This is a genomic window from Micromonospora sp. CNZ296 (assembly GCF_007827635.1).
This window is the reverse complement of the sequence record NZ_VISW01000030.1, coordinates 25069-46869: the sequence shown is the minus strand read 5'-3', so window position 1 is coordinate 46869 and position 21801 is coordinate 25069. Positions and strand designations below refer to the sequence as shown.

The 21801-nt window shown below is 71.8% G+C and carries 21 protein-coding genes; 2 read left to right on the top strand and 19 right to left on the bottom strand.

The window, feature by feature from the left end; translation table 11 throughout:
* Positions 1 to 42: 42 nt before the first annotated feature.
* From FB455_RS31520 to FB455_RS31495, 6 genes are all read right to left on the bottom strand, one after another.
* Entirely contained in the window at positions 43 to 525 is a 483-nt protein-coding gene (locus FB455_RS31520) for a hypothetical protein (protein WP_013284982.1), read from the bottom strand.
* Between the two features lie 56 nt (positions 526 to 581).
* Positions 582 to 1682: a DUF4314 domain-containing protein gene (locus FB455_RS31515; protein WP_041799207.1), complete on the bottom strand. Its 1101-nt coding sequence runs from the start codon at positions 1680 to 1682 to the stop codon at positions 582 to 584.
* A gap of 77 nt (positions 1683 to 1759) precedes the next feature.
* Positions 1760 to 2431 carry a hypothetical protein gene (locus tag FB455_RS31510; RefSeq protein WP_013284984.1) on the bottom strand — a complete coding sequence of 224 codons (672 nt, stop codon included), beginning with the start codon at positions 2429 to 2431 and terminating at the stop codon, positions 1760 to 1762.
* Positions 2432 to 2549: 118 nt separating this feature from the next.
* Complete coding sequence (locus FB455_RS31505) at positions 2550 to 3620, bottom strand: M23 family metallopeptidase (protein ID WP_013284985.1); 1071 nt, start codon at positions 3618 to 3620, stop codon at positions 2550 to 2552.
* Positions 3621 to 3731: 111 nt separating this feature from the next.
* Positions 3732 to 4769 (bottom strand): hypothetical protein, encoded by a 1038-nt coding sequence (locus FB455_RS31500; protein ID WP_013284986.1) that lies wholly within the window; start codon positions 4767 to 4769, stop codon positions 3732 to 3734.
* Between the two features lie 22 nt (positions 4770 to 4791).
* Entirely contained in the window at positions 4792 to 5226 is a 435-nt protein-coding gene (locus tag FB455_RS31495) for a hypothetical protein (protein WP_049794816.1), read from the bottom strand.
* 657 nt (positions 5227 to 5883) lie between these two features.
* On the opposite strand from FB455_RS31495, the gene FB455_RS31490 reads away from it, so the two are divergent.
* Together FB455_RS31490 and FB455_RS31485 are read left to right on the top strand one after the other, a co-directional pair.
* A complete protein-coding gene (locus FB455_RS31490; protein WP_013284987.1) occupies positions 5884 to 6432 on the top strand; it encodes an aspartyl/asparaginyl beta-hydroxylase domain-containing protein in 549 nt (182 codons plus the stop codon).
* A gap of 172 nt (positions 6433 to 6604) precedes the next feature.
* Positions 6605 to 7123, top strand: coding sequence for a hypothetical protein (locus FB455_RS31485; RefSeq protein WP_013284988.1), 519 nt, complete (start codon positions 6605 to 6607; stop codon positions 7121 to 7123).
* 51 nt (positions 7124 to 7174) lie between these two features.
* Here FB455_RS31485 and FB455_RS31480 read toward each other — a convergent pair whose 3' ends face one another.
* The 13 genes from FB455_RS31480 to FB455_RS31420 form a co-directional block, all read right to left on the bottom strand.
* Positions 7175 to 7684: an immunity 21 family protein gene (locus FB455_RS31480; protein ID WP_114919799.1), complete on the bottom strand. Its 510-nt coding sequence runs from the start codon at positions 7682 to 7684 to the stop codon at positions 7175 to 7177.
* A 123-nt stretch (positions 7685 to 7807) separates the two neighbouring features.
* Entirely contained in the window at positions 7808 to 8455 is a 648-nt protein-coding gene (locus FB455_RS31475) for a GGDEF domain-containing protein (protein ID WP_013284990.1), read from the bottom strand.
* A 95-nt stretch (positions 8456 to 8550) separates the two neighbouring features.
* Positions 8551 to 9549 (bottom strand): hypothetical protein, encoded by a 999-nt coding sequence (locus FB455_RS31470; RefSeq protein WP_013284991.1) that lies wholly within the window; start codon positions 9547 to 9549, stop codon positions 8551 to 8553.
* A 177-nt stretch (positions 9550 to 9726) separates the two neighbouring features.
* Positions 9727 to 10077, bottom strand: a complete 351-nt coding sequence (locus FB455_RS31465; protein ID WP_013284992.1) for a histone-like nucleoid-structuring protein Lsr2 — start codon at positions 10075 to 10077, stop codon at positions 9727 to 9729.
* Positions 10078 to 10109: 32 nt separating this feature from the next.
* On the bottom strand, positions 10110 to 11261 hold the full coding sequence (locus FB455_RS31460) for an FAD-dependent monooxygenase (RefSeq protein WP_013284993.1): 1152 nt from the start codon (positions 11259 to 11261) through the stop codon (positions 10110 to 10112).
* Between the two features lie 259 nt (positions 11262 to 11520).
* Positions 11521 to 11838, bottom strand: coding sequence for a hypothetical protein (locus FB455_RS31455; RefSeq protein ID WP_013284994.1), 318 nt, complete (start codon positions 11836 to 11838; stop codon positions 11521 to 11523).
* On the bottom strand, positions 11835 to 12671 hold the full coding sequence (locus tag FB455_RS31450; RefSeq protein WP_013284995.1) for a hypothetical protein: 837 nt from the start codon (positions 12669 to 12671) through the stop codon (positions 11835 to 11837). Before FB455_RS31450 ends, FB455_RS31455 begins: the two co-directional genes overlap by 4 nt.
* A gap of 423 nt (positions 12672 to 13094) precedes the next feature.
* A complete protein-coding gene (locus tag FB455_RS31445) occupies positions 13095 to 13907 on the bottom strand; it encodes a hypothetical protein (RefSeq protein ID WP_013284996.1) in 813 nt (270 codons plus the stop codon).
* Positions 13908 to 14385: 478 nt separating this feature from the next.
* Entirely contained in the window at positions 14386 to 15225 is an 840-nt protein-coding gene (locus tag FB455_RS31440) for a replication-relaxation family protein (protein ID WP_013284997.1), read from the bottom strand.
* Between the two features lie 374 nt (positions 15226 to 15599).
* Complete coding sequence (locus FB455_RS31435; RefSeq protein ID WP_013284998.1) at positions 15600 to 18110, bottom strand: helicase HerA domain-containing protein; 2511 nt, start codon at positions 18108 to 18110, stop codon at positions 15600 to 15602.
* The gene (locus tag FB455_RS31430) at positions 18107 to 19930 is read right to left on the bottom strand and encodes a VirB4 family type IV secretion system protein (protein WP_013284999.1); all 1824 of its coding nucleotides are present in this window, start codon (positions 19928 to 19930) and stop codon (positions 18107 to 18109) included. Before FB455_RS31430 ends, FB455_RS31435 begins: the two co-directional genes overlap by 4 nt.
* On the bottom strand, positions 19927 to 20889 hold the full coding sequence (locus tag FB455_RS31425; protein WP_013285000.1) for a PrgI family protein: 963 nt from the start codon (positions 20887 to 20889) through the stop codon (positions 19927 to 19929). The genes FB455_RS31430 and FB455_RS31425 overlap by 4 nt, the downstream gene beginning before the upstream one ends.
* Positions 20886 to 21800: a TrbL/VirB6 family protein gene (locus FB455_RS31420; protein ID WP_013285001.1), complete on the bottom strand. Its 915-nt coding sequence runs from the start codon at positions 21798 to 21800 to the stop codon at positions 20886 to 20888. The genes FB455_RS31425 and FB455_RS31420 overlap by 4 nt, the downstream gene beginning before the upstream one ends.
* Position 21801: the final 1 nt, after the last annotated feature.

Below are 21801 nucleotides of genomic sequence, written 5' to 3'. Positions count from 1 at the left end.
GCACCGTGGCAGCGGGAGGTGGTGCTGGCGGCGGGGTTGTGGTCAGTCGGCGCAGCCCCGTTCGCAGCCCTGCGGATCGCACTGCTGTCCCTCGGCCATCCGGGCCAGAGCCAGCCCGTCGTCGCCGTCGAGATCATCGTGGAACGGCCAGCCGAACCCGTCGGTGAACGCCTTGACCTTGGGCGCCCCGTACATCGGGTAGCTGGCGTGCTCCATCGCCGCCACGACGTCGTCGCGGCCGAGGAGCCGGGCGAGTTCTCTCAGCTTGTCCACCGACCGGCTCGCCGAGTTGCCGCGGTGGTCGAGGATCTTCCCGATAGCGAATCGCAGGTAGTCCCGGGCATGGGTCTCGTGGTCGACCCGCTGGGTCCACTCGCCCGGGTGTCGAGGGGCGATGACCTGGCGGGCGTGGTCCAGGTCGAGTGCCTCAACGAGCATTTCCTCTCGGAAGCCGAAGATGTCCCCGCGGTTGGCGCGCAGCGCCCAGACCCGGGTGACGATCTCTTCTTGGGCGCGGATGGTCACTTGTTTCCTTCCTGTCGGCCCACCCGTCGAGGTAGGGCATCGGTGGGTATGCCGGCCTATGCGTTGTCGGTGTCGGGCAGGTCGCCGACGATCCGGTCGCAGACGTACGGATCGACGGCCTCCCAGCACCAGCTGCGGCCCATCACCACGTACCGGCCATCACCGTCCGCGGTGATGCGATCGATGGCGTCCGGGTCGCCGGACAGGGCACGCTGGTCGGCGACGAGGACGTCGCCGTCGAAGGACAGACCGGCCAGCGCTTCGTCGACCTGCCGGTCCAGGTCGTCGGCCGGCACGCCCTGCTCGCGCAGGCTGTCGCGGTACCGGCCGCGGTGGCGCTGCTGGTCGGCGACGATCGCCTCCGCCACGTCGCGGGTGCAGGAGAACACCGCCCACCCGTTCCAGTAATCGATCAGTGTTCCGACGAACCCGACCTCGACCCGGTCGTCGCCGTCGGGCCCGGTGGTGCGCGCCCAGTCGCCGGCGAACACACCGACACCGCCGATCCGGACCCGGTCGGGGTGCAGGTGGGACACATCCGTGCCGGTGGGGCTGGCCGCGAGATGACACAGTTCCGCGACGCGGTCGGTGACGGCGGTGTCGTAGGCGTCGCGGTAGACGGCCATCGCCTCGTCGCGCTGCGGGATGCGCAGCCCGAACCAGCCCGCGCTGTCGCCGGTGGCGTCGGCGAACAGCTCCCACCCGGCGACGTCGACCGACTCTCCCACCGAGGAGAAGCGGGGCAGGGCGTCGAGGATGGCAGGATCGCCGTCGTGGATGCCGACCAGGATCCGGCGCGCGGCCAGGCGGCTGTCACCGCCGGTCCGGGCGCCGATGGTGTCCTGCGCCCACCATTCGGCGGCGGTGCGTCCGGCCTCGGCGCCGGCGGCGCGCATCCGTTGCAGCGCGGCGGCCCATCCGGTGGCCTCCGCAACCGGGTCACCGGTCGGCGGCGGCGGGGTGGTGGTGACCGGTGCGATGCGGTCGCCGGCGTCGAGGCACATCGCCAGCGTCGAGCCGCTGTCCCAGGTGACCTCCACGACGTTGTGCCGCTGGTCGTGGCGGCGGACAGTGCCGGTGTCGCCGGGCCGCAGCAGGGTGTACGGGTCGTCGGTGTGGACCAGGGCGACACGCTGCCCGGCCTCGTAGCTGGTCATGGCGGTCTCCGATCGGTCGACGGGGCCGGTGGAAGGGCCGCCGTCGTCGGTGGCCGCTGACGGCGGGCGGTCGGTGCTCATCGGGTCTCGCCCGCCGTATCGCCCGCCGTGGGTTTCTGCGGTGGCCAGGGCTTGCGGGTGACGTGATCGCCGAACATCGGGTCGCTGGCGACCGAGGAACCGCAGCGGGCGCAACTGGTGACGGTGTCGTAGCCGTAGCCGGCCATGGACGGCACCTCGACGTGGTCGATCTCGTCGACCGCGCCGCAGACGGTGCACACCGTCATCTCCGGACCGCCCCCGTCGTCGGCGGTCGCGGTGACGAACAGGTCCTCGACCGGGTCGAGGTGATGCGCGCTGTGCCGCAGCCAGCGGCCGTGGATCGTCGCCTCGTACACCACCAGCCGCCGCTGGTCGAGGTGCAGCAGATACAGCCACTCCAGGGCCCCGCCGACGTCCTCGCGCAGCGCGCCCCGCCGAACGGTGGCGTCCTGAGCGACGACCGGGTAGCCCAGGCCGGGCACGGGCGGCTGCCGGTCCCAGCGCCGGGGCTTGGGGTTGACGGCGAGGGACCACCAGTCGTGGGCCAGCAGCGCGGCGGCCATAGCGTTGGCGTTACGGCTGAATGTGTCGGTCCAGATCCGGCGCAGCAGCGGCACCAGAACCTCCGGACTCTCACCGAACTGGATCAAACGGGCGGTGTAGCTGCCGCGGAACGCGGCGACACCGATGAGCGTGGGTGTGCTCACGGCCTTGTCCTCCTCAAGGGATGTGCGGATGGGTGGGTTGCGGCGGTCGTCCCCAGGCGGGCCGACCGCCGGAGCTGGGGGTGGATCACGGAGCCGCCGCCGGCATCCGCGATCGGGACTACTGATTCAGGGGCGCGCCGACGGACGCCATGAAGGCGACCGGGTCGACGGCCGTGCCGGAGGTGTGATCACCGAGGTGCACCTCGAAGTGCAGGTGCGGTCCGGACGAGTGGCCCGAGCTGCCGGCGACGCCGATAACGTCACCGGCCGCGACCCGTTGACCCTCGGCGACGGAGGGGCGGGTGAGCATGTGGCAGTAGCGGGTGATCACCCCACCGGGGTGGTTGATGTCGACGTACCAGCCGCAGCCGCGGGTCAGAGCGGGATCGCCGTCGCGGTCACAGCCCCAGTCCCGGCCAGTGCGAACGTCAACGGCGTTGCACCGCACGACGGAGACGGTGCCGGCGGACGCGGCGTGAATCGGGGTGCCCTTGCCCACGATCAGGTCGACGCCGTCGTGCCCGGGACGGCCCGAGGTGCGGAAACCGGAGCCGACATCCCCCTGCACCGGCTGGGCCCAGCCCTGCGCGCTGACCGCCACGCCGCAGGCGGCCGGGCCGGCGCTGGCCCCGGTCAGGGCGGCGACGATCCTGGCGGCGTCGGGTTCCCACCTGGCGTAGGCGTCCGGGTAGGCCGACCGCTGCACCCGTTGGGCGGCCTCGGTCAGTGGCATCGCCTGCCAGCCGTCGACGGCCTGCAACTTCTGGTAGAACTTCGTCGTCGCGTACCGCGGGTCGTGCAGTTGCTCGGGGGTACCCCAGCCCTGGGAGGGGCGCTGTTGGAACAGGCCGACCGAGTCGCGGTCCCCACCACGGATGTTGATCAGGGAGGACTCCTGCATCGCGGTGGCCACGGCGATGACCCAGCCGCGGGGCGGGACGCCGAGGCCCATGCCGACGGTGGTGATGGTGGCGGCGTTGCCAACCTGCTCGGCGTTCCAGTCACCGATCGGACCGATCCCACCCAAAGCAGGGCTGCGCGCGGCCGACGAAGCGGTGGGCGTGACGCTGGTAGCCGGCCCGCACGCGCCCGCCCCGCCGCCGAAGATCAAGGTGGTGGCCAGTCCGGAGCACAGCAGCAGGACGCCGGTGACCGCGAGGGCGATCCCGGACAGCATGCGGGTGGTCATGACTGGACTCCTTCGAGGCAGGGCCGGCAGCGGGCCGGCGGGTCGCGAGGACGGTGAAGGCCACGCGGGCCTGTGGAGCGGCGGCGCGCGGCCTTCGGGCAGGTGCAGGAGTCAGCGGGCGAGGACGGCCACCTTCTCGCCGTGCAGCAAGGGCGCCCCGTCAGGGCCTTTGATGTGGGCGTTGATCCAGATGCGGTAGGGGTGGCCGTCGCGGTCGATGAGGCGTCGCCAGTGGCCGCGGACGACGAACCGCACCCGGTAGTGCCACTTGGGCTCGCCGTCGGGCGGTTCGGCGAGAGGGCTGGTGCGGCGCAGCATGACCACACGGGTGTCATGGCGGATGCTGGCCCGCACAGCACGGCGGCGCGCAGCGCGGTCCAAGGGGGCGGCGGCGACGGTCGCGAGGGGTTGGGCCTGGATACGCCAGAAGGCATAGGCGACAGCGGCGCAGGCCCGCATCGCGGTCGTGGTCTCGTCAATACAGAACCGGCCGTCGGGCGCCGGTTCCCAGTCGCGGTCGTCCCCGTCGAGGACCGGCAGGTCGGGGCGGGGGTCAACGGGCCGGCCGATGGGCATCTCGGTGAAGTCGGTCAGCACATAGGGGCCGAACTGGCGGGCGAGGTCGGGCCGGTCAGCGAGCTGCACACGACGGCGCACCGCCGCCGGGTCGTGCGCGTCGTGGTGGTCGGCCCAGCCGGCGATGGCCCAGAAGGACCGGCCGCTGCTGGTGTTGGTGGTGCGGGCCCAGGTGATCGCCCCGATCGAGGACACCTCACCGCTGACGCCGCGGTGGTAGATCGGTTCGGGAAGGAACAGCACCCCGCCGTCGTCGGGGGCGACGTCGGCGGGAAGCACCTCGCCGGTCAGGTCGAGGGCCGCCGCGGCGGCGGCGATGATCGCGGTCATCGCGGGGGCGATGACGTACGGCTCGCCGAATCGCCACGGGTTGGCGGTGATGGCACGGACCGCGGTGAGGACCTTCGCCATGCCCCCGGAACTGGGGCTGGGGTGGTCGGCGAGACGGCTGCCGAAGAACGCCTGCAGGTACTGCGCCGCGAGCGGACTGCGGTGATAGTCGACCATGCGGGCGCGCAGGTCCACGGCGGTGCGGGCGTAGCCGGCGAGTGTGTCGTTCGGTAGGAAGTTCACGGTTTGCCTCCAGGGTGCGTGCTCAGGCGGCCGACGCCGCCACTGGTGGGCGCCGGTCCAGCCGGGATTCCGGCGGCACCGCGCCCGGTACGAGTGCGGGCCGCATCACAGGTGTCGGCGGATGGGCCGGGGTGAACCAGCCGGTCAAGCGACGCGGCATGGCGGGAACCGCGGCGCGCCCGCGTGCGATCGCGGCCGGACCCGGCGAAGGCCGCGGGGCGACGGTGGCGGCGCGGCGGGCGCGTTGTTCGGCGCGCCGGGCGGTGCGCAGCGCCCAGCAAGGACCCTGCTGTCCGCGGCACTGCAGGTTCGTGCAGGCACCGTCGGGTCCCGGGTGGTGGGCGGCGGCGACGTCGACCGCGAGCGCCCACAGAAGCCTGTCGGTGACGTCCACCGGTAGCGCGGTGCGGTCGCTGGGACGCCGGCTGCGGTCCTCGGGGTGTGCGGGGTGTGCCATGGCGGATGGCCCTTCGGTCGACGGATCTCGGGCATGCACGGTCGCCGCCCGACACGCGCCAGGGCCCTGGGAAATGCTGACGTCCGGACGACAGACGACGACCAGCGCTGATCGACGCTCATCTCTTGATCGAGGTCAAGTCGTGCTGGACGGGGTGAGAGGTCACCGGCCCTCACAGCAGCGAGGGGTCACCGCCCACTTCCTCGACCTGCGCGACGCGGGCGACAAGCCGGGCCCGGTCGAGCAGCGCCCGCCACCGGTGGTCTGCGCGCAATCACGGCGCACGTGGGTGGGGTCGACGGTGGTGAGCAGCGGCCGGGAGACGGCTGGCCGTTGCTGTCGCCGAGCGGGTCGATGAAGGCGCGATGGATGCCGTCGTCGGGCGTCATCGGTGTTGGCGGTTGAGTTCCGGAGCACAACCGGATACGCCGGACGTGCAGCGGTCGAGGCGCGAAGCCTTGCCGGCGGTGGCGACGGCCGACCACCGGCCCAGGTTTGCTACTCGCTGGGAACCGGCCGCTGTGGGCCGGTGACCGGAACGTGCATGAACGTGCGGCTAGAGCTGTAAATGCTGTGAACAAGGGCCATTGCCACGACCGCCTACACGAGGCGGTGCCGCAGCCCACATCGCCCCTCGTTGGTGCATCATGCTGTCTCATGTTCGTGGATCAGCGGCGTTTTCCCTTCCTGGCCGATCTTCGGGCACAGTGGGAGGTCATCCGGGACGAGTGCCTTGCTCTGCCTCGGGAGACCTATCAGCCATGGGTGCAACGCGAGATGTACGGCCAGGGCTGGAGCGTGTACGGCCTCGTCGCCTTCGGGAAACGGATCGAGGAAGCGCTCGACGCGTGCCCGCACACCGCCTCCGCGTTGACGAAGGTCCCTCACCTGACGACCGCTGGGTTTTCTCGAATGGCTCCTGGTACCCACATCAAGCCCCACCAGGGATGGGTGACGACCGTCTACCGCGCCCACCTCGGGCTGGTCGTGCCAGAGGACTGCGCGCTGCGCGTGGGCGACGAGACCCGGCAATGGAGCGAGGGCGAGAGCCTCGTCTTCGACGACACCGTCACGCACGAGGCGTGGAACTACGGCTCCAGCGACCGCATCGTGCTTCTGTTCGACTTCGCCCGTCCCGGCTACGAGGACATGCCGCAAGACGAATTGCCGGCTTCGGTGGCAGGCTTCGTGCGGCGCGGCGGATGAGCGAGACAGGCCGGCCCAGCTCCGCGGCCCTGCTTCATCCTGCCGGTTCGAGGAACTCGACCGCATACCAGGCCACTGCAACACCTGAGGACGTCACGCTACGCGCAGCGCCCTACGCGGTAGACCCAGATGCCGTGTCGTTGGCTGCCCGGACCAGGACTACCTTGCCCCGATGACGTTCAACTTCGGGATCCCCGGCTACCAGCCAGACTGGCGCCACGGAATATCCGACATCGCCAGCCGTCACGCCCAGCGACTACGGGGCCTCGTGGGCCGCAGGCTGACGTCCACCTGGGTGGTCTGGGATGACGACGACGATTCGTGGTTCGCCGACTGCCCGATGGTGCTCGACTTCGATGAGGAACGCCTGGAGATCAACCATCAGAAGTTCGACGACATCTCGATCACCTGGTGCACGATCGACGTGACCCGGGCGCCGGTATGGCCGACATCGGATGGCTTTCGCCTGCGGTGGCGCGACGATGCTCCCGCGTCGTTGGCTGCTCGACACGGGCAGCGCCTGGCGGAGGTGGAGCTCCTGGAGTACGTCGGGGGCGACATGGCGGACGGCAGCGTGGCCCTGGGTCTGCGATTCGCCGATGACTGGCTGACGATTTACAACGCCCTGGACGAGAACGGGATCGAGGTCGGCGAGATCTCCCCGCAGTACCGCCGACACCGTCTGAGCTGAGCGCGACTCCGAAATCGACGGCAAGGTGGTCAGGGGCATAAGCGTGCGAGTTCATGACACGGGTTGAAGCTGAACGAGGACCATCCAGGTGTCACCATCGGCGCGATACGTCGCACGGACCCGGTATTCGCCCGGGCAGAGATCGATCACGAGGTGGTTGTCGGGCTCCAACTCCGCCCCCGGCCACGCCGAATCGAACATCACAACTGGCCCGTCCACCACCCAACGGACATTGTTATCTGCGTCCCAATCCACGCCATCACGTACCGCTCGGCGGGCAGCGCTCACCAGATCGTCTTCCTCGTACGCCGCTGCCCACCGCAGGAACAGCCGTTCCGAGGACAGGTACGTCGTCATTGCCGGCTCGTCGCCCAGAACAAGCGCCTGCCGCTGACCGATGGCGACCACGCCGACGTAACCGTCGATCGCGCACGCCCGGCCGTAGTCCCCCCAGCTCTCCACGGGTCCATCCGTGCTATCAGCGCCGCTCCACAGTGACAGCGCCGATTGCGGGGCGACGAGCAGCGGCCCGCCAGCCGACGAAACCCACGTGTACTGCAATGACCTACCTCCCGTCGTGATCTTGCCAGGCAACGTCGATACACGAGTGCCCGCCGAGACGCGGCAGAACGCTGTCCTCGCGCACGTCGTCGGCGGGCGACCCCCTTCGGTGTCCGTTAGCGGTTAGCGGCGACGCAGGTCCCGCGGGCGGGAACCCGGCGGGGGACCGGTGCGGCTGTTGATGGCGGTGGCGCCATGGACTCCGGCACCGGATTGTTTGGCCTGATACATCGCGGTGTCGGCCTGGTGCAGCAGGGCCCGCGGGCTGACGCCGAGGGCGGCGCTGGTATGCCCGACGCTGGCGCGCAGAGTCAGCGTGTGCGCGCCGAGGTCGACGGAATGGCGGCCGACCGCCCGCCAGGCGGCGCGCGCGGCGGCGGCAACGTCGTCGGGGCCGCCGTCGACCAGCAGGGCGAACTCATCGCCGGACAGGCGCGCGGCGAGGCGCACCGGCCCTCGCAGGGCGGCCAGCCGCCGGCCGACCTCGGTGAGGACCTCGTTGCCGGCCTCGTGGCCGAAGGTGTCGTTGACGGCTTTGAAGCCGTCGAGGTCGAGCAGGACGAGCCCGAACGGGGCATCGGCGCGTGTGGCGCGGGTGAGGGCGGCGAGCAGGGCCCGCCGATTCGGTAGGCCGGTGGTGTCGTCGTGGCCGGCGGCGTAGCGGGCGCGGGCCAGCGCCTGCTGCTGGCGCCACAGCAGCGCTGCGGCGAGGGCGAGACCGGCGAGGACTCCACCGGCGGCGGTGACGATCGAGGTCAGGATGGGAGACACTTCGGACGCTCCTTTCTATGGAAGGAGCACCGGAGGCGGGCGTGGTTCCGGGAAGTTCGACGCCCGCCCCCGGGCTACCGGCAGGGCGGGATCGTTCAGACGGTCGGGTCGGCGAGGGCGAACGTGGCGGGTTTCTCGGCGACCAGGACCGCTCGCCCGGTTCCGACGAGCTTCACGGCGGCGTTGTGGACCGCGCCCGCGCTGGCCTTCTTCGCGCCGGTTCCCTCGTTGGCCCGGTCGACCAGCCTGCACAGCTCACTGACCTTGTACTGCCGGCCGGGGTTGGCCTCGAGGACGTCGAGAATCGCGCCGCGCAGGGAGCCCGACGCCCGCCGGGTAGGGGTTTGTGCCGCCTCGCCCGTCGTTTGCGTGGTCGGCGGTGCGGCCGGTGCTTCCGTGAAGGGTTCACCCGTGGTGCTGTCGGTGGCCGTGCCAGCAGGCAGACCATCCGGTGTGGCCGGTTCGGCGTCCGCATCGTTCGCTGCGGACGTCGCTCCGATGGCCTGGCCGATGCTGTCGGCCGCGATTGACACCTCGAGCTCGGCAGTCGAGCGGGCGTTGTCGTCGCCGTGCTCGGTGTCGGTGCCCTCGGCCTCAGCGGCCGCCTCGGCTACCGCGTCGGCATCACCAGGAGCCGGCGATGCCGATTCCTGGAGGGCGTTCGGCTGCCCGCCGGCGGCAACCTCAACGGCTGGCCGATCGTCGCCGTCTTTGTCGTCAGCCTCCCCAGTGCCCTGCCTGTCGCCGCCGATCGGACCGTGACCGGCGGAGGTACCGGGTGTGTCGGTGTCGCGGGTAGCGGGCTCCGCTGCGGGCTCACCGTGTCCGCCCTGTTCGGTATGCGCGCGGCCGGCGTCGGTCAGCCGCCACAGGGTGGGTCCGGTGTCGCTTCGAGTGGGCTCGGCCAGTCCCGCGCTTGCCAGGGTGCGCAGTTTCGGGGTGGTGGTGGAGTAGCCGAGGCCGGCGTCGGTGGCGATGGCAGCGGCGGTGGCCTCGCCGAGCCGGTGCAGCGCGGCGAGGACCTTCTCGACGCTGGGTGCCAGTGGCGCTGGTGCGGCCGTGTCGGTGGTCGTGCTGGTGGGGGTGCTGGTCATGGGCGCGTGGCCCCCTTTCTCCTGCCCTCGGCAGGGGTTGGTGAGTGAGGCGTGCACTGATGCACGCTTCGGATCGGGTTTTGATCAAGTCGTCTGCCCGGGATGCGGGACTCTGCGAGGCGCGTCCAGGTGTGCCGCCCGGTGATCGCCCGCCGGACGGCACGGTAGGGACCGGGGTCAGTGGGCGGCGTGGTAGGCGTCGCGCACCGCGGCGGGGATGACGCCGCCGGTTCGTGGCTGGGGCAGGTTCAGCTCCTGCCAGTTCACGGTCCACCACCAGGTGCGGATCTCCTGGCTCTGGGTGCGGCCGGTCGCGGTGTCGTCCTGCCGCCGTGGTGGCCGGGGCTGTTTCGGCAGGCGCCGTCCGGCCGTGATGAACGGGCCGAACGCCGCGGCCATCCGGTCGAAGTTGCCGGCGGACAGGTCGATCTCGTAGGTGACGCCGTTGAAGGCGAACTGGTAGGTGGCGACGTCGTCGGTGGAGCCGTCGAGGTCGTCGATGAGGATCGCGGTGGTCTTGGTGGCCACGAGGGCCACCTCCTTTCCTCTCGGGTGGGTTACTAGGCGGGCTGGTGGGTGCCGAGGCCGAGCTGGTGGCCGATGACGGGCCCGCGGTGCACAGCGGCGACGGCGGCGGGCAGGTGTCGGCGTTGCCAGCCGTGCAGGGCGGCGGTGAGGTCAGCTCGGTACTTGCGGTGCTGAGTGAGGGCGGCAGCGAGGCCGGCAGCTTGTTCGATGCCGTTGTTGGCGCCGCGCGCGGTGTGCGGGCGGACGGGGGCGAGGGCGTCGCCGAGCAGAACGGCGTGACCGGCGCCGACGGGCCAGACCATGCGCTGCGGTGGGGTGATGTCGAGGACCGGTACCGCCATCCGGGTGGTGGTGGCGTGCACGACGGCGGCGTGGTCGGCCGGGAGGAGCAGGTCGGCGTGGGTGTCGACGTGGGCGCGGGCGGCGGGGCTGACGTGCCGGGGCAGGGCAAAGACCCGGCGGGTGGGGTCGGCGCCGAACCGCTGCGCGTACTCGGCGCGGGTGCAGTCGAGGTAGAAGGTCCAGTCGCAGCCGCCGGGTACCGGGGCGAGGTTGAACTGCACGCCCGGGCAGGGCTGCAACCGCAGGAAATCCCGCAGCCCGGGCTCGGGGGCGATGTCGGCGATGCCGCGGTGAGCGACGTAGCCCGCGTACCGCAGGGCCCGCTCGGGATCCAGCAGCCGGCGGCCGGTGGAGGACCGGCCGTCGGCGAACACGACCAGGTCGGCGGCCGCGGTGTGGCCGTCGCGGAACCGCAGCACCGGCCGACCGGCCTGCTCGGCCAGGGCGGTGACCGTCATACCGGTGTGCAGGACACCGGCGGGCAGGCGGCGGATCAGCGCCTGGTGCAGCAGCGTCCAGGTGGTGTTCCGCCCCGGATAGGTACGCCGGATCGTCTCGGCCGGCTGGCGGTCGCGGACGGTCATTTGAACGATGGCCTCGGAGTCGTGGGCCACGAACTCGTGCTGGCCGATGTCGAGGCGGTCGAGCACGTCGAGGGCGGGGTGTTCCAGGCCGATGAGGCCGCCGCCCAGCGGCGCGGACGCCGGCGCGGCCTCGAAGACGGTGACGTCGTCGAATCCGGCGTGCAGCAACAGCAGCGCGGTGACCGGGCCGGTGATACTGCCGCCAATGACGGCGATGCTGGGCTGGCGGCCGGAGGACGGCCTGGTGGCGGATCTCATGAGAGGGGTTCCCTTCTGGAGGGCGGGAAACCCGGGCACGGCCGTGCCCGGGTGTGCGCGAGTGCGCGGGTCGCCGGGCATCGGCCAGGTGGTGCCAGTGAGAAGGCGGGTCAGCGACGGTGGACCGCGGACCCAGGTCGGCCGCCTTGATGCGGCGGGCGGATGGAGGTTCGGAAGGCGCGGTGCCGGACGGCGTCCGCTGGTGCGCGAGGTGCGACCGGGCCGGCAGGGCGGCGCGGGAAGGTGTGGTCTCGGCGGGTTAGCGGCCGGGCGTGGTGAACGGAGGCGGCACGGGAAGGATCCGCCGGGCCCGCTGCAGCACCTCGTCGGCGACCGTGATCAGCGGTGTCGCGTCCGGGGGCGTGGACGGGGTCGTGCGGTGCCAGCCACTACCGGGGCTGCTCGCGATGATCGTCCAGGTGAACAGCGGGGTGAGGACCTCAGCGACCGCCGTGCTCTGCGTGGCGTAGCTATCGCGGCAGACCCGAACCCGCAGGACGTACCCGTCGATGTGGTGCACCCGGGTCAGCTCGTAGGTGCCGTGGCCGCGCTGGTGGAACACCTCGTCAACGATCACCGCGACCGGCCCTCCGGGTCGGTGGCGCGGGTCGTCGCCTCGGACGCGACACGGATCCAGGGCCACTGGTAGGCGCCGATGGCGTAGCAGCGGTTGGCATCCGGGACGATGCGGTCGTGCTCGACCCAGCGGCTGCCCAGGCCGTCGTCGTCCTCCCACTCGACGGTGACCTCGTCGCCGTCGAACCGCAGCCGGGGATGCTCGCCGGGCATGTCACCGGGGTAGAGGGCGTCGAGGTGGGCGGCCATGCGCTGCACCGCGAACCGAGGGAAGCGGCACAGCACCCCGGCGCGGGAGAGGGTGGTGTAGCCGGTGGCGACCATGGCGCGGTAGGCGCCGCCGCCGACCACGTCGCAGGTCACCGTCGCCGGAGTCCAGGTGGCAAGCGGCGGGCTGATGTCGCCGCGGCTGCGGAAGACGCGGTAGCGGACGTCGCTCGCCGGGTCCGGGTGCAGCCCGAACCAGCGCATCCCGTGGCGGCGGGCGCAGCGGAGCAGGTCGAGCAGGTCCCGCCGGCCGTCGAGGTGTTCGGTGTGCAGGGGCAGGAATCCGTGTCCGTCGTCAGTAGGGATCGGGTTGCCGGTGGCGCCGGTGGCGGTGTGGGTCCAGGTTTCGGCGCGGACGCGGTGGTCGGCGCCGTCGGCGTCGTACCAGCGGGGGACGCCGTTGGAGGACAACCAGTCACCGTCGATGTCGTGGGACCAGATGAGCGCGGCCTGGTCCGGGACGCCGGCCCGGTACTGCTGCCGGGTCCTACGGTGCGCGCCGGTGGAGGCGGCGTGTTCGGCGAGCGGCAGGACGTCGTCGACGCGGAACCACAGTCGATCGGACATGGCGGGAAACCTCCTGATGTGTGGAAGAGGGAAAGGTCGGCCGCTTCGCTGGCCAGGCTTGCGAGGCGCCCCAGCCCGGGGCGCCGGGCGGTGCCCGCACGGGGCCGGCAGCGAGTCCACGCCACGCTGCTCCGGCCCGCGGGTACGACGACGCGTGGCCCGCAGAAGCGGGTCGGTCGTGGTCCCAGGCGGGCGTGGTTCAGGTGGCAATGGACGTGGCGTAGGGGCAGTGGCTGCATTGGTCGTGGCGGGGTGTGCGTCGCAGGGCTCGAAAAGCCTCAGGGGCGCGGCGGTAGAGCTTGCGTCTGCTGCCAGGAGCCGGCGCGGCGCGGGTGGAGTTGCGTGGAGCCGGTCGGGTCGCCGCCGATCCCCAGGGAAGAAGGGGATGGGCGGTGGTGCCCGACCGGTTCCGGTGCCGTGGTGCTACAGGGCGACGGCGAGCAGCCGCTGGTCGGTCTCGACGGTGTCGAGGTACCGCATCGCCTGCTCGAGGTAGGTCACCCGGTGAGTCAGGGCGTCGCTCGCGGGTGCGAGCTTGTGCCCGTCCGGCGTGAGCAGGGCGTCGCCGCACACGGCGGTGGTGGCGCTGTAGTGCTGGTAGGCCATCGGGCCTGCCTGGAACATCTCCAGCTCACCTGGGCCGAGGCGGGCGGCGCCGTAGCTGGCCGCGTTGTGCATCCGCATCGCGTTGACGCGGGGTTGCTGGTGGAAGTCCGCCTCGGCCCGCTCGCGCGGGTAGCGGGCGGGGTCCGCCAGGTGACGGGCCAGCAGGGTCGGCCACGGGGTGGCCGGCCGGGTGCCGTGCACGACCTGCTGCCACAGTTGATGGCGAATGCCGGCGCCGACGCCAGCGGCGTGGCGCATGGCGGCGAGGTCGAGCAGCTTGACCGGTCCGCCGGCGCAGTACACCGGACGTCCCTTGCGAGGTGCGACCAGGTCGCGCCGCTGCCACAGCCACATGTCCGGGATGGCCCAGAAGCGGGGCTGCAGGGTGCCGGACACGCCGAAGTGCCGGTCGAGCTGGGTGGCGGTCAGGGCCTGCGACGGCAGTCCGTCGGGCAGGCAGACGATCATGGTGTTGATCGTCGCGGTCTGCGCGACCACCGGGCTGGTGGGCGCCGTGGTGCTGGCGGTGGTGGCCGCAGGGGTGAGCTTGGGGCCCGGGCGGGGCGTCACCGTCGGCACGCGGGTGCCGAAGCGGCTCAGCGGAGTCGCGGCACCGTTGGTTGCGGTCATCTGGGGTTCCTCCTTCGGTAGGGCGCGTTGTCGGGCGCGCGGAAGCGGCCGGCCCACCGGGTACATGGGTCGACTCACGGGACGAACAGGGATGGGTGCAGCAGAGGGCTGCTGGTGGAGCGGGATGGTGCGGGTTCGTGCTGGTGGTGCTGTGCGACCTGAGGGTCGCCGCGCGGCGCGGGCGCCGACCGGCCGACAAGGGCGGGTGGGCGGAGCGCACCGTGAGGTGCGGCGGCGGTTCCCGAGGTGGGACCGGACCGGGTGGAGCGATATATGGGTGAAGGTGGTGCCGATGAAGGTAGCGGCCGGATCTGTCAGCGCCGGCCGCCGTCATGATCGTCAGTAGTGCCGTCGACCTGCACTGTCAGACGACCGCTCGATTACGCGGGCGAGGGACGGCGGGACTGTGAGATCCGGTCGGTCTCACAGCCGCCCACGACGGTGGACGGCTGCTCTGCGCGTGCGGTGAAGGTGAATGTCAGGGCTCCGGGTCGGGGCCGCTGGGGTCGGTGTCGGGGAAGCGGTGCGGGTTGGTGGCCGGGTTGTCCGGGCCGTGGTCGCAGGGCAGTTCGTGCAGCCAGCGGCGCGGCCCGGGGTCGGTGGTCAGCGTCCAGGCAGGCCCGGCGGGGTGCTCGCCGTGAAGGCCGGTGGCCACGGGCATGGCGGTGGGCACCCCGGCGAGGGCGTCGAGGAGGTGCTGCTCGCGGCGGCGGCCGGGGACGCGCAGCAGCACCGGGTAGCGGGGCCCGTAGCGGGCGAGCTGCTCGTAGGCGCGCAGCTTGCGCAGCACGGTACCGAGGGGTTCGGTGCCATTGTCGTGTTCGAGGAAGAACCCGACGGTGCGCCCTCCGGCGTGCCAGATGCCGTGTCCGTCGGGCTGGACACCGGTGCCGCTGCCGGCGGCGTAGGACGCGGCGGCGAAGGCGGCGGTGGTGTGCTGTTCGGACCACCACCGCGCCAGCCGGGCGTTTTCGTCGGTGCGGGCGTAGCCGAGCAGGTCGATGAACAGCTGGTTGGTGCCGAGCAGGTGGGGCAGGCGGCGGCTGCCGATGATGCGTTCGGTGCGGTCGATGCTGGTCCGGGGAGCGCGGACGCCGGCGTGGTTCGGGTCGTTGAACTGGGTGGGGTGGACCACGGTGCCGAGCGGTCCGAGGGTGTAGAGGTACTGGCCGCTGCCGGTGGTGACGTCGGCGAACCGGCTGACCGCCTCCATCTGGTGCAACTGGGCGAGTCGGAGCCGGGCCGAGCGACGCGATGGGAACAGCGCCGTAGTGATCTGGTCGGTGGACAGCACGTAGTGCTCGGCGAGCCACCGCAACAGCTGATGATCACGGGCGGTCAACCGACGAAGCCGGTCAAGACGAGCAAGACGAGACGACGACCGGGACCCAGACGAAGAGGCGGAGGAAGAGGCAGAAGCCGAGCGGGAGACGGAGTTGTTGGTGGACACGGTGGATGCTCCAAGCGGAAGAGGAGTCCCTCCGAGGGAGGGTGTCTGAGTTCGGTGAGATGGTCACCGGAGGCTGGACACGGCCGGTGAGCGGCACTGACAGACCCGGACGGCCGGATCTGTCAGTGCGGTGTGATGATCGGTGGTGAAGGGCTGGTGAAGCCCGCACGGAAGGGGCGACCGGGACTCGGTCGACCTCGGTCGACAGATCTGTCGATCTCGCGTCAACCGTCCTGCGGCGTTCAGGTGTTCGCCTTCGGAGCGCTCTTGCCACGGGACCGGCGGTTGTCGTCAGGTCGGGCCGAGAACCGGTCGACGAGGTCGTCGATCGCGCTGGTGTCCTGCGCCGGCACCGCCTCCGCTGCGGCCTGCCGGATCACCGTCGCCTCACCCACGACCGGCTTCGGCGGCCGGGTCTTGAGGGTGAACGCCGGCGTCTGCCGCCCACCGACGACGAGGCGCCCGGCGGCGGTGTAGGCGTCCAGGTGCGTCAGGTCGTGCTCATCGAGCTCGGGCAGCGTGTGCCGGGCGAGCACGCGGGCGTCCTCCGGGGCGACGGAGAAGTACAGCTTGTTGCGGGCGTTCGCCGACGCGGCTGCCAGTAGGTCCTTCGGGAACTGGGCCAGGTCCTGGTGCGCGAGGACCATCGACAGCCGGTACTTCCGCGCTTCCGCCAACATCGAGTCGAGACTGTTGGCGAGGGTCAGGAAGTTCTGACACTCGTCGATGATCAGCGTGGCGTCCCGGCGTCGGTCGGCGGGCACGCTGGCGCGGGCGGTGGCGGCCTGCCACACCTGGGCCAGCACGAGGGAGCCGAGCAGCTTGCTGGTGTCCTCGCCGAGCTGGCCTTTCGGGATTCTGACGAGGAGCGCACCGCCGTCGAGGACCTTGCCCATGTCGAAGCTGGACCGGGGGTAGCGCATGGTGCGCTTGACGAAGTCCCGCAGCAGGAACGCCCGCAACCTCGCGAGGACGGGACCGATGACCTGGGAGCGCAGGGCCGGGTTGAGCTGGTCGTACCACTGCCAGAACCCGGACAGGCCGGCCGGGTCGTCCAGGCCGACGGTCATCGCGCTTCTGAACTGCGCGGAGTTGAGCAGGGGCGGAATGTGCTGGAGGGTGACGTTGGCGTGCCGCAGCAGGGTCAGGCAGGCCACCCGCATGACGTCGTCCATCCGCGGCCCCCACGCCTTGGCGAAGATGTTCCCGAAGATCGACACGAGGTTGTCCACGACCAGGTCAGGGTCGTCGCCGGACAGCGGGTTGAGGGTGGGCGGGTTGGGCTGGTCGGGGTCGAACAGCACCACCCGCCCGGCGACGCTGGCGGGGAGCCGGTCGAGGATGTCGAGGACCATGTCGCCGTGCGGGTCGATGACCACGGTGCCCCGGCCGGCTCTGATGTCCTCGACGGCCATGTTGACCAGCAGGGTCGTCTTCCCGGAGCCCGTCGACCCGACCACATGCAGGTGATACCTCGCATCCGCCACGGACAGGGCCACCGCGTGGCCACCGACTTCGGCGTCACCCAGAACCTTCGTGGCTCGGCCGCCGGTCGGTACCGCCACCGGGGCGGGCATGGACTTCGCCCGCGCCCGATCCAGCCCCGGCACGGCCAGATCCCGCGGCAGCGCGGCCAGGACGGCCAGCTCGGGGGTGGAGGCCAGGAACCCTGATCCGAGCCGCCGGGTGGCCAGCACGGCCACCGGCTGCGCCATCCGCGCCCGGTGCGCGATCCGGTTGCGGCCGGCGTACACGGCGAACGACGAGGCGACCGCGTCCGCGATACCGCGTAGCCTGGCCTGCGGCCGGGACCCACCACGGTGGTTGTTCTTCGCGACGGCGTAGCGGATACCGATCGTCCACAGCGGCTGGGCGGTCTTGTCGAGGATCGCCCGCACGTCCCGCTCCACACCGGGATCCCGGCGGCCGGCCGGCTGGCCGCCGCTGCGGGTGGTGGTGCGGCCGGGAAGAAACGCCTCGATCAGCCACAGCAGCGGCGCGGCGGGATCGATGGCCGGTACGGCCGTTTTGCCGTCGCGGAGCCGGCCGGCGGCGCGGCGGGCGCGTGCGGCGCGGCGGGGGGCGGCGGGGCGGGCGAGGATCTGCACGCAGGCGTACTCGTCCGATTTGAGCTGCGACCCGGCGGACATCAGCGCCCGCAGCGGGTCGTTGTCGTGGTCGGTGTTGATCGGTAGCCACTCCGCGGCGGTCGGGAGCAGGTGGCCGCCGACGGCGGCCGGCATGTCGAGTGGGATCGGCCACGGGGCCTGGTCGTCGGTGGTGCAGGCGGCGCCGGGCCAGGCGGCCCGCACGGCGGCCTCGACCGCCCCGGCCGGCACTGTGCCGGGCACCCAGATCGAGATGAGGAGCTGCCGGCCGGTCCAGGTGTACTGCCACACCACGTGCGGACTGCCGTACAGCAGCCGGCGCGGGCGCGACGGGGTGAGCGTGCCGTGCAGGTTCGCCCACAGCGCGGCGGCGCTGTGCGGGTCGACCTCCGGTGGTGGAGCGACCGTGACCAGGCGGGCCCGGTCAGCGTGGCGACGATGCCGCCACCCGTCGAGCAGGTGGCGCCCGGCGACGGACGCGACCAGCAGGGCGGCGGCGACTGCCAGGAGCCACGGCCGGTCTACCACCCATTCGGCGGTGTGCAGAACCCAGCGCGCGGGCGCGTTCGGCGGGAGGATGACACCGGCGTCCGGCCCGGAAGGACTGGGTGCCGGCGGCGGCGATGCGACAAGGGGCGGTGTCACAGGTCCTCCTCCCCGTCGTCGAGGTCGGCGAGGTCGGACGGTGTGGTGGTTGCGAGAAGATGTTCGGCTTGCGAGGAGATCGACTCGAACGCGGTCCGGTTTGTGCCGGAGATCAGCAGGCCGTGCCCGACCCGGGCCGACAGCAGCATCCGTCGTTCTCCGGCGGTCAGGCCGAAGGCGTCGGCGACCTGGTCGATGGCCTGCGGGGCCTGCTTGAGCAGCACCTGCGTGGCCGCATTCGCGACGACGGCGTGGCCGAGGTCGGTGCCGAGCACGTCGGCGACGTCCTGGGTGATGACCGACAGGCCGGCGTTGCGCTTGCGGCCGGCCTTGCTCATCTTGAACAGGAACCGGGCGCCTTCCCCGTCGCGCATCAGCAGCCACGCCTCATCCACCACAACCAGCCGCCGCGCCTGCGGCGAGGAGGTGGTGCGGTACTGCCGGGGGAGGTCGACCTGCCGCCAGATCTCGTCCAGCGCGAGCAGGGTGCCGACGGTGCGCAGTTCGTCCGGCAGGTGCCGCAGGCTCCAGACCACGAGGTGCCCGTCCGGGCGGGTCGTGGTCGGTGAGTCGAACAGGTCGGAGAACGACCCGGCCACCCACGGCGCCAGCCGGGCGGCGAGTTCGTGGGCGGCGCCGTTGTCGTCGGCCCGCAATGTCGCGGCCAGATCCTTCAGCAGGGGAGCGGGCCGGTGGTGGGTGGCCGGGTCGGCGGTGATGCCCGCCTGCCGGTACACCTGCAGGATCGCCCGGTCCAGGGCGGCGCGCTCGGCGGGCGGCGGTACCTGCCCCAACAGGACGCTGATCAGCGTGTGGAGGAACAGGCCGCGGCGGGTGAGCACGTCCGGGCGGCCGTCTCCGGCCGGCAGATCCAGGGGGTTGATCTTCACGCCGGGTGCGCCGAGCCGCACGATGGTGCCGCCGACCGCGTCGGCCAACCGGAGGTATTCGTCCTCGGGGTCGACGACGGCGACGTGGACCCCCTGGTACAGGTTGCGCAGCACGTCGAGTTTGACGAAGTAGGACTTGCCGGCGCCGGAGCGGGCGAGGATCACGCTGTTGTGGTTCTCCTGCGCCCACCGGTCCCACCAGACGATGCCCTGGGAGTCCGGGTTGACCCCGTACAGCACCCCGCCGGTGGTGGCCGGGTCGCCGGGCAGCGGCGCGGGCAGGTCCGCCGACGCGAGCGGGAACGCGGCGGCCAGGGCTTGGGTGTCCATGGTGCGGCGCATCTGCAGGCTGTCGGTCGCAAGCGGCAGGGTGGTGGTCCAGCCGGGCAGGTGCCGCCACGTCGCGGGCTGCACCTCGATCAGGGTGGACGCGGCCGCGGCCTTCACCTGCGCGCACGCGTCGAGGAGCTCGGCCTCGGTGCGGGCGTGCACAGTCAGGTACAGGCCGACGCGGAACAGCTTCGCCGCCCCGCGGGCGAGGCGTTCGGCGAGGTCGGCGGCGTCGTCGGCGGCGGCCTCCACGGACGGGTCGGCCAACTTCCCTTTCTCGGCATCGGCCCGCCGGGACGACTCGAACCGGGCGCGTTGGTTGCGCAGCCGGGACGCCGCTACCGGGGCGGGGATCGGGTCGATGTGCAACGCGAGGTCGAGGCGGCCTGGCCAGGACAGCAGCGGCTCCAGCCACGCCGGCCCGACCTCGGCCGGATACCCGGTCACCACCAGCGTGGCGGCGTAGCCGTCCCCGACTCGCAGGAACCGGGGCGTGACCTCCACCGAAGCCGGTGCCACCGCCGCCGCCAGTCCTGCGGACGGCGGGCTGGCGCTGGGGTTGTCGTCGTGCGAGGCGCGTCGGCGCCTGACGAAGATCACGATGTCCTCCTGGTGCGTGGCCTCCTGACCGGAGGTCCGGTGATGGTGGTGTGGGGGGCGGCGAGTCCGCCGGGGCGGGGCGGCCGGTACGGGTCGGCGGCGGCGGCCAGGGCGGCGGTCGTCGCGTGGCCGTCGAGGGCGCGGGTGGTGACGCCCAGCCCGGACAGCGACCGGACCGTCTGGTCGGCGCGGCGCCGGGCGGCGTGCTCGCTGCGCTCGCCGCTGGTGGTGCGGGTGACGATGAGGACCTGCCGGCGCAGTGGGTCCCGCCGTTCGGCGAGGTCGTCGAGGAATCGGGCGTGGTCGGCCGCCGCGTCCGCGAGAGCCGGGTGCGGCATGGCGTCCGCCGCCTGGGCGAGGGTGCGGGCGGCGGAGTGCAGGTCGACCGGCTGCGCCGACACCACGATCTGCGTCGGCGTCGACAGCGAGTTCAACCAGCGGCCGAAGGTGCCGACCAGGGCGGCCTGCTCGTCGGCGGTACGCAACGCGAGGTTGACGCTGGTCGCCGCGACCATCGCCGCCTTCACACCGCCGAGGCTGATCTCCCCGTGGTCGTCGATGGCGTCGGCGGGCAGGTTCAGCGGGGCCGGCAGCATTACCTTCGACGCCGGGGCCTGCACCCAGTCGGGTGTTTTCGCGGTGGTGTCGGTGGTGGACAGAGCGCGTGGTGCCCGGGAGTGGCGGACCGCGGCGGTCAGCCACATGTCCATGGGCAGTCCGTCGCGGCGGCCGACCGCGAGGCCGAACACCAGGCCGCCGAGGACGACAGCGGCGCCGAGTAGCACCGGTGCGGGCACGATCGCGTGGAGGGCGCGCCAGGCGCCGTAGAAGATGACGGCGGCGACGGCGAGGATCGCGAGTTGCCGGAATGTCAGCCCGTAGAGCACCTTGTCCGGCGCGTCCACGTCGGCGGGCATGCGGGCGGTGACGGCCTGTTCGTCGCGGCGGTCGCGGTTCATCGCCGCACCGCCCCCAGGCCGGGGACGCGCAGCCCGCGGGTGAGTTGCTGGACCACGACGACCCGCACGACCGCGCCGACCGGGTTGCCGCCACGCCCGCCTGTGCCGCTCGTGGCGTAGCGGCGCATCAACCCCGGCACCTTGACCGTGGTCCACAGCAAAACCATCACGACGAACAGGTTGAGCACTCCGCCCGGTTCGACCGGCAGGCCCAGCAGCGGCAGCATGGCGCTGGTGTCCAGCAGCATCCACTGGCCGGCGAACAGCACGAACGCCTGCACCACCGGGATCGCCAGCATGGCGACGTACGACCGCCACCACAGGCGGGCCACACCCTCTGTTTGCGGCAGGGCGTGGCACGCGAGGGCGATCGGCGCGACCGCGGTGAGCACCAGCGCGACCGCGAAGCGGACGATCACACTGCAGGCCGTGGCGGCGAGCAGGACAACGATGATCGCCAGGCAGACGACGAACAGCAGACCGGCGCTCTGCTCCCGTGCGGCCATCAGGTGGGTCTTGACGGCGTCGAGGGCCCCGTCACCGTTGAAGTCTTGCGCGGTCAGGGCGGTGGTGAACGCGTTCGCGAACTCGATCAGCGTGCCGGCGATCAGCTGCGAGAAGTGGGCGGTGACGAACCCGACCACGCACCGCGGCAGGAGATCCTTGACGGTGTAGCGGGCGCGTTCGTCACCGCCGGCGACCATGGTGAGAACGCCAGCGGTGACGAACGCCAGGACGAAGACGGTGTCGACGATCCAGACCGACCGTCCGGTGAGGGCCTGCACCTGCGGCAGCGCGGTGACGTCCGGGGTGATCAGCAGCGCGCGGGTGATCGCGGTGATGAGCCCGTTCAGGCAGTCCAGCAGCAGACCGGCGAACCAGTCGAGGATCTGGTTGAGCGCCCAGGCCATC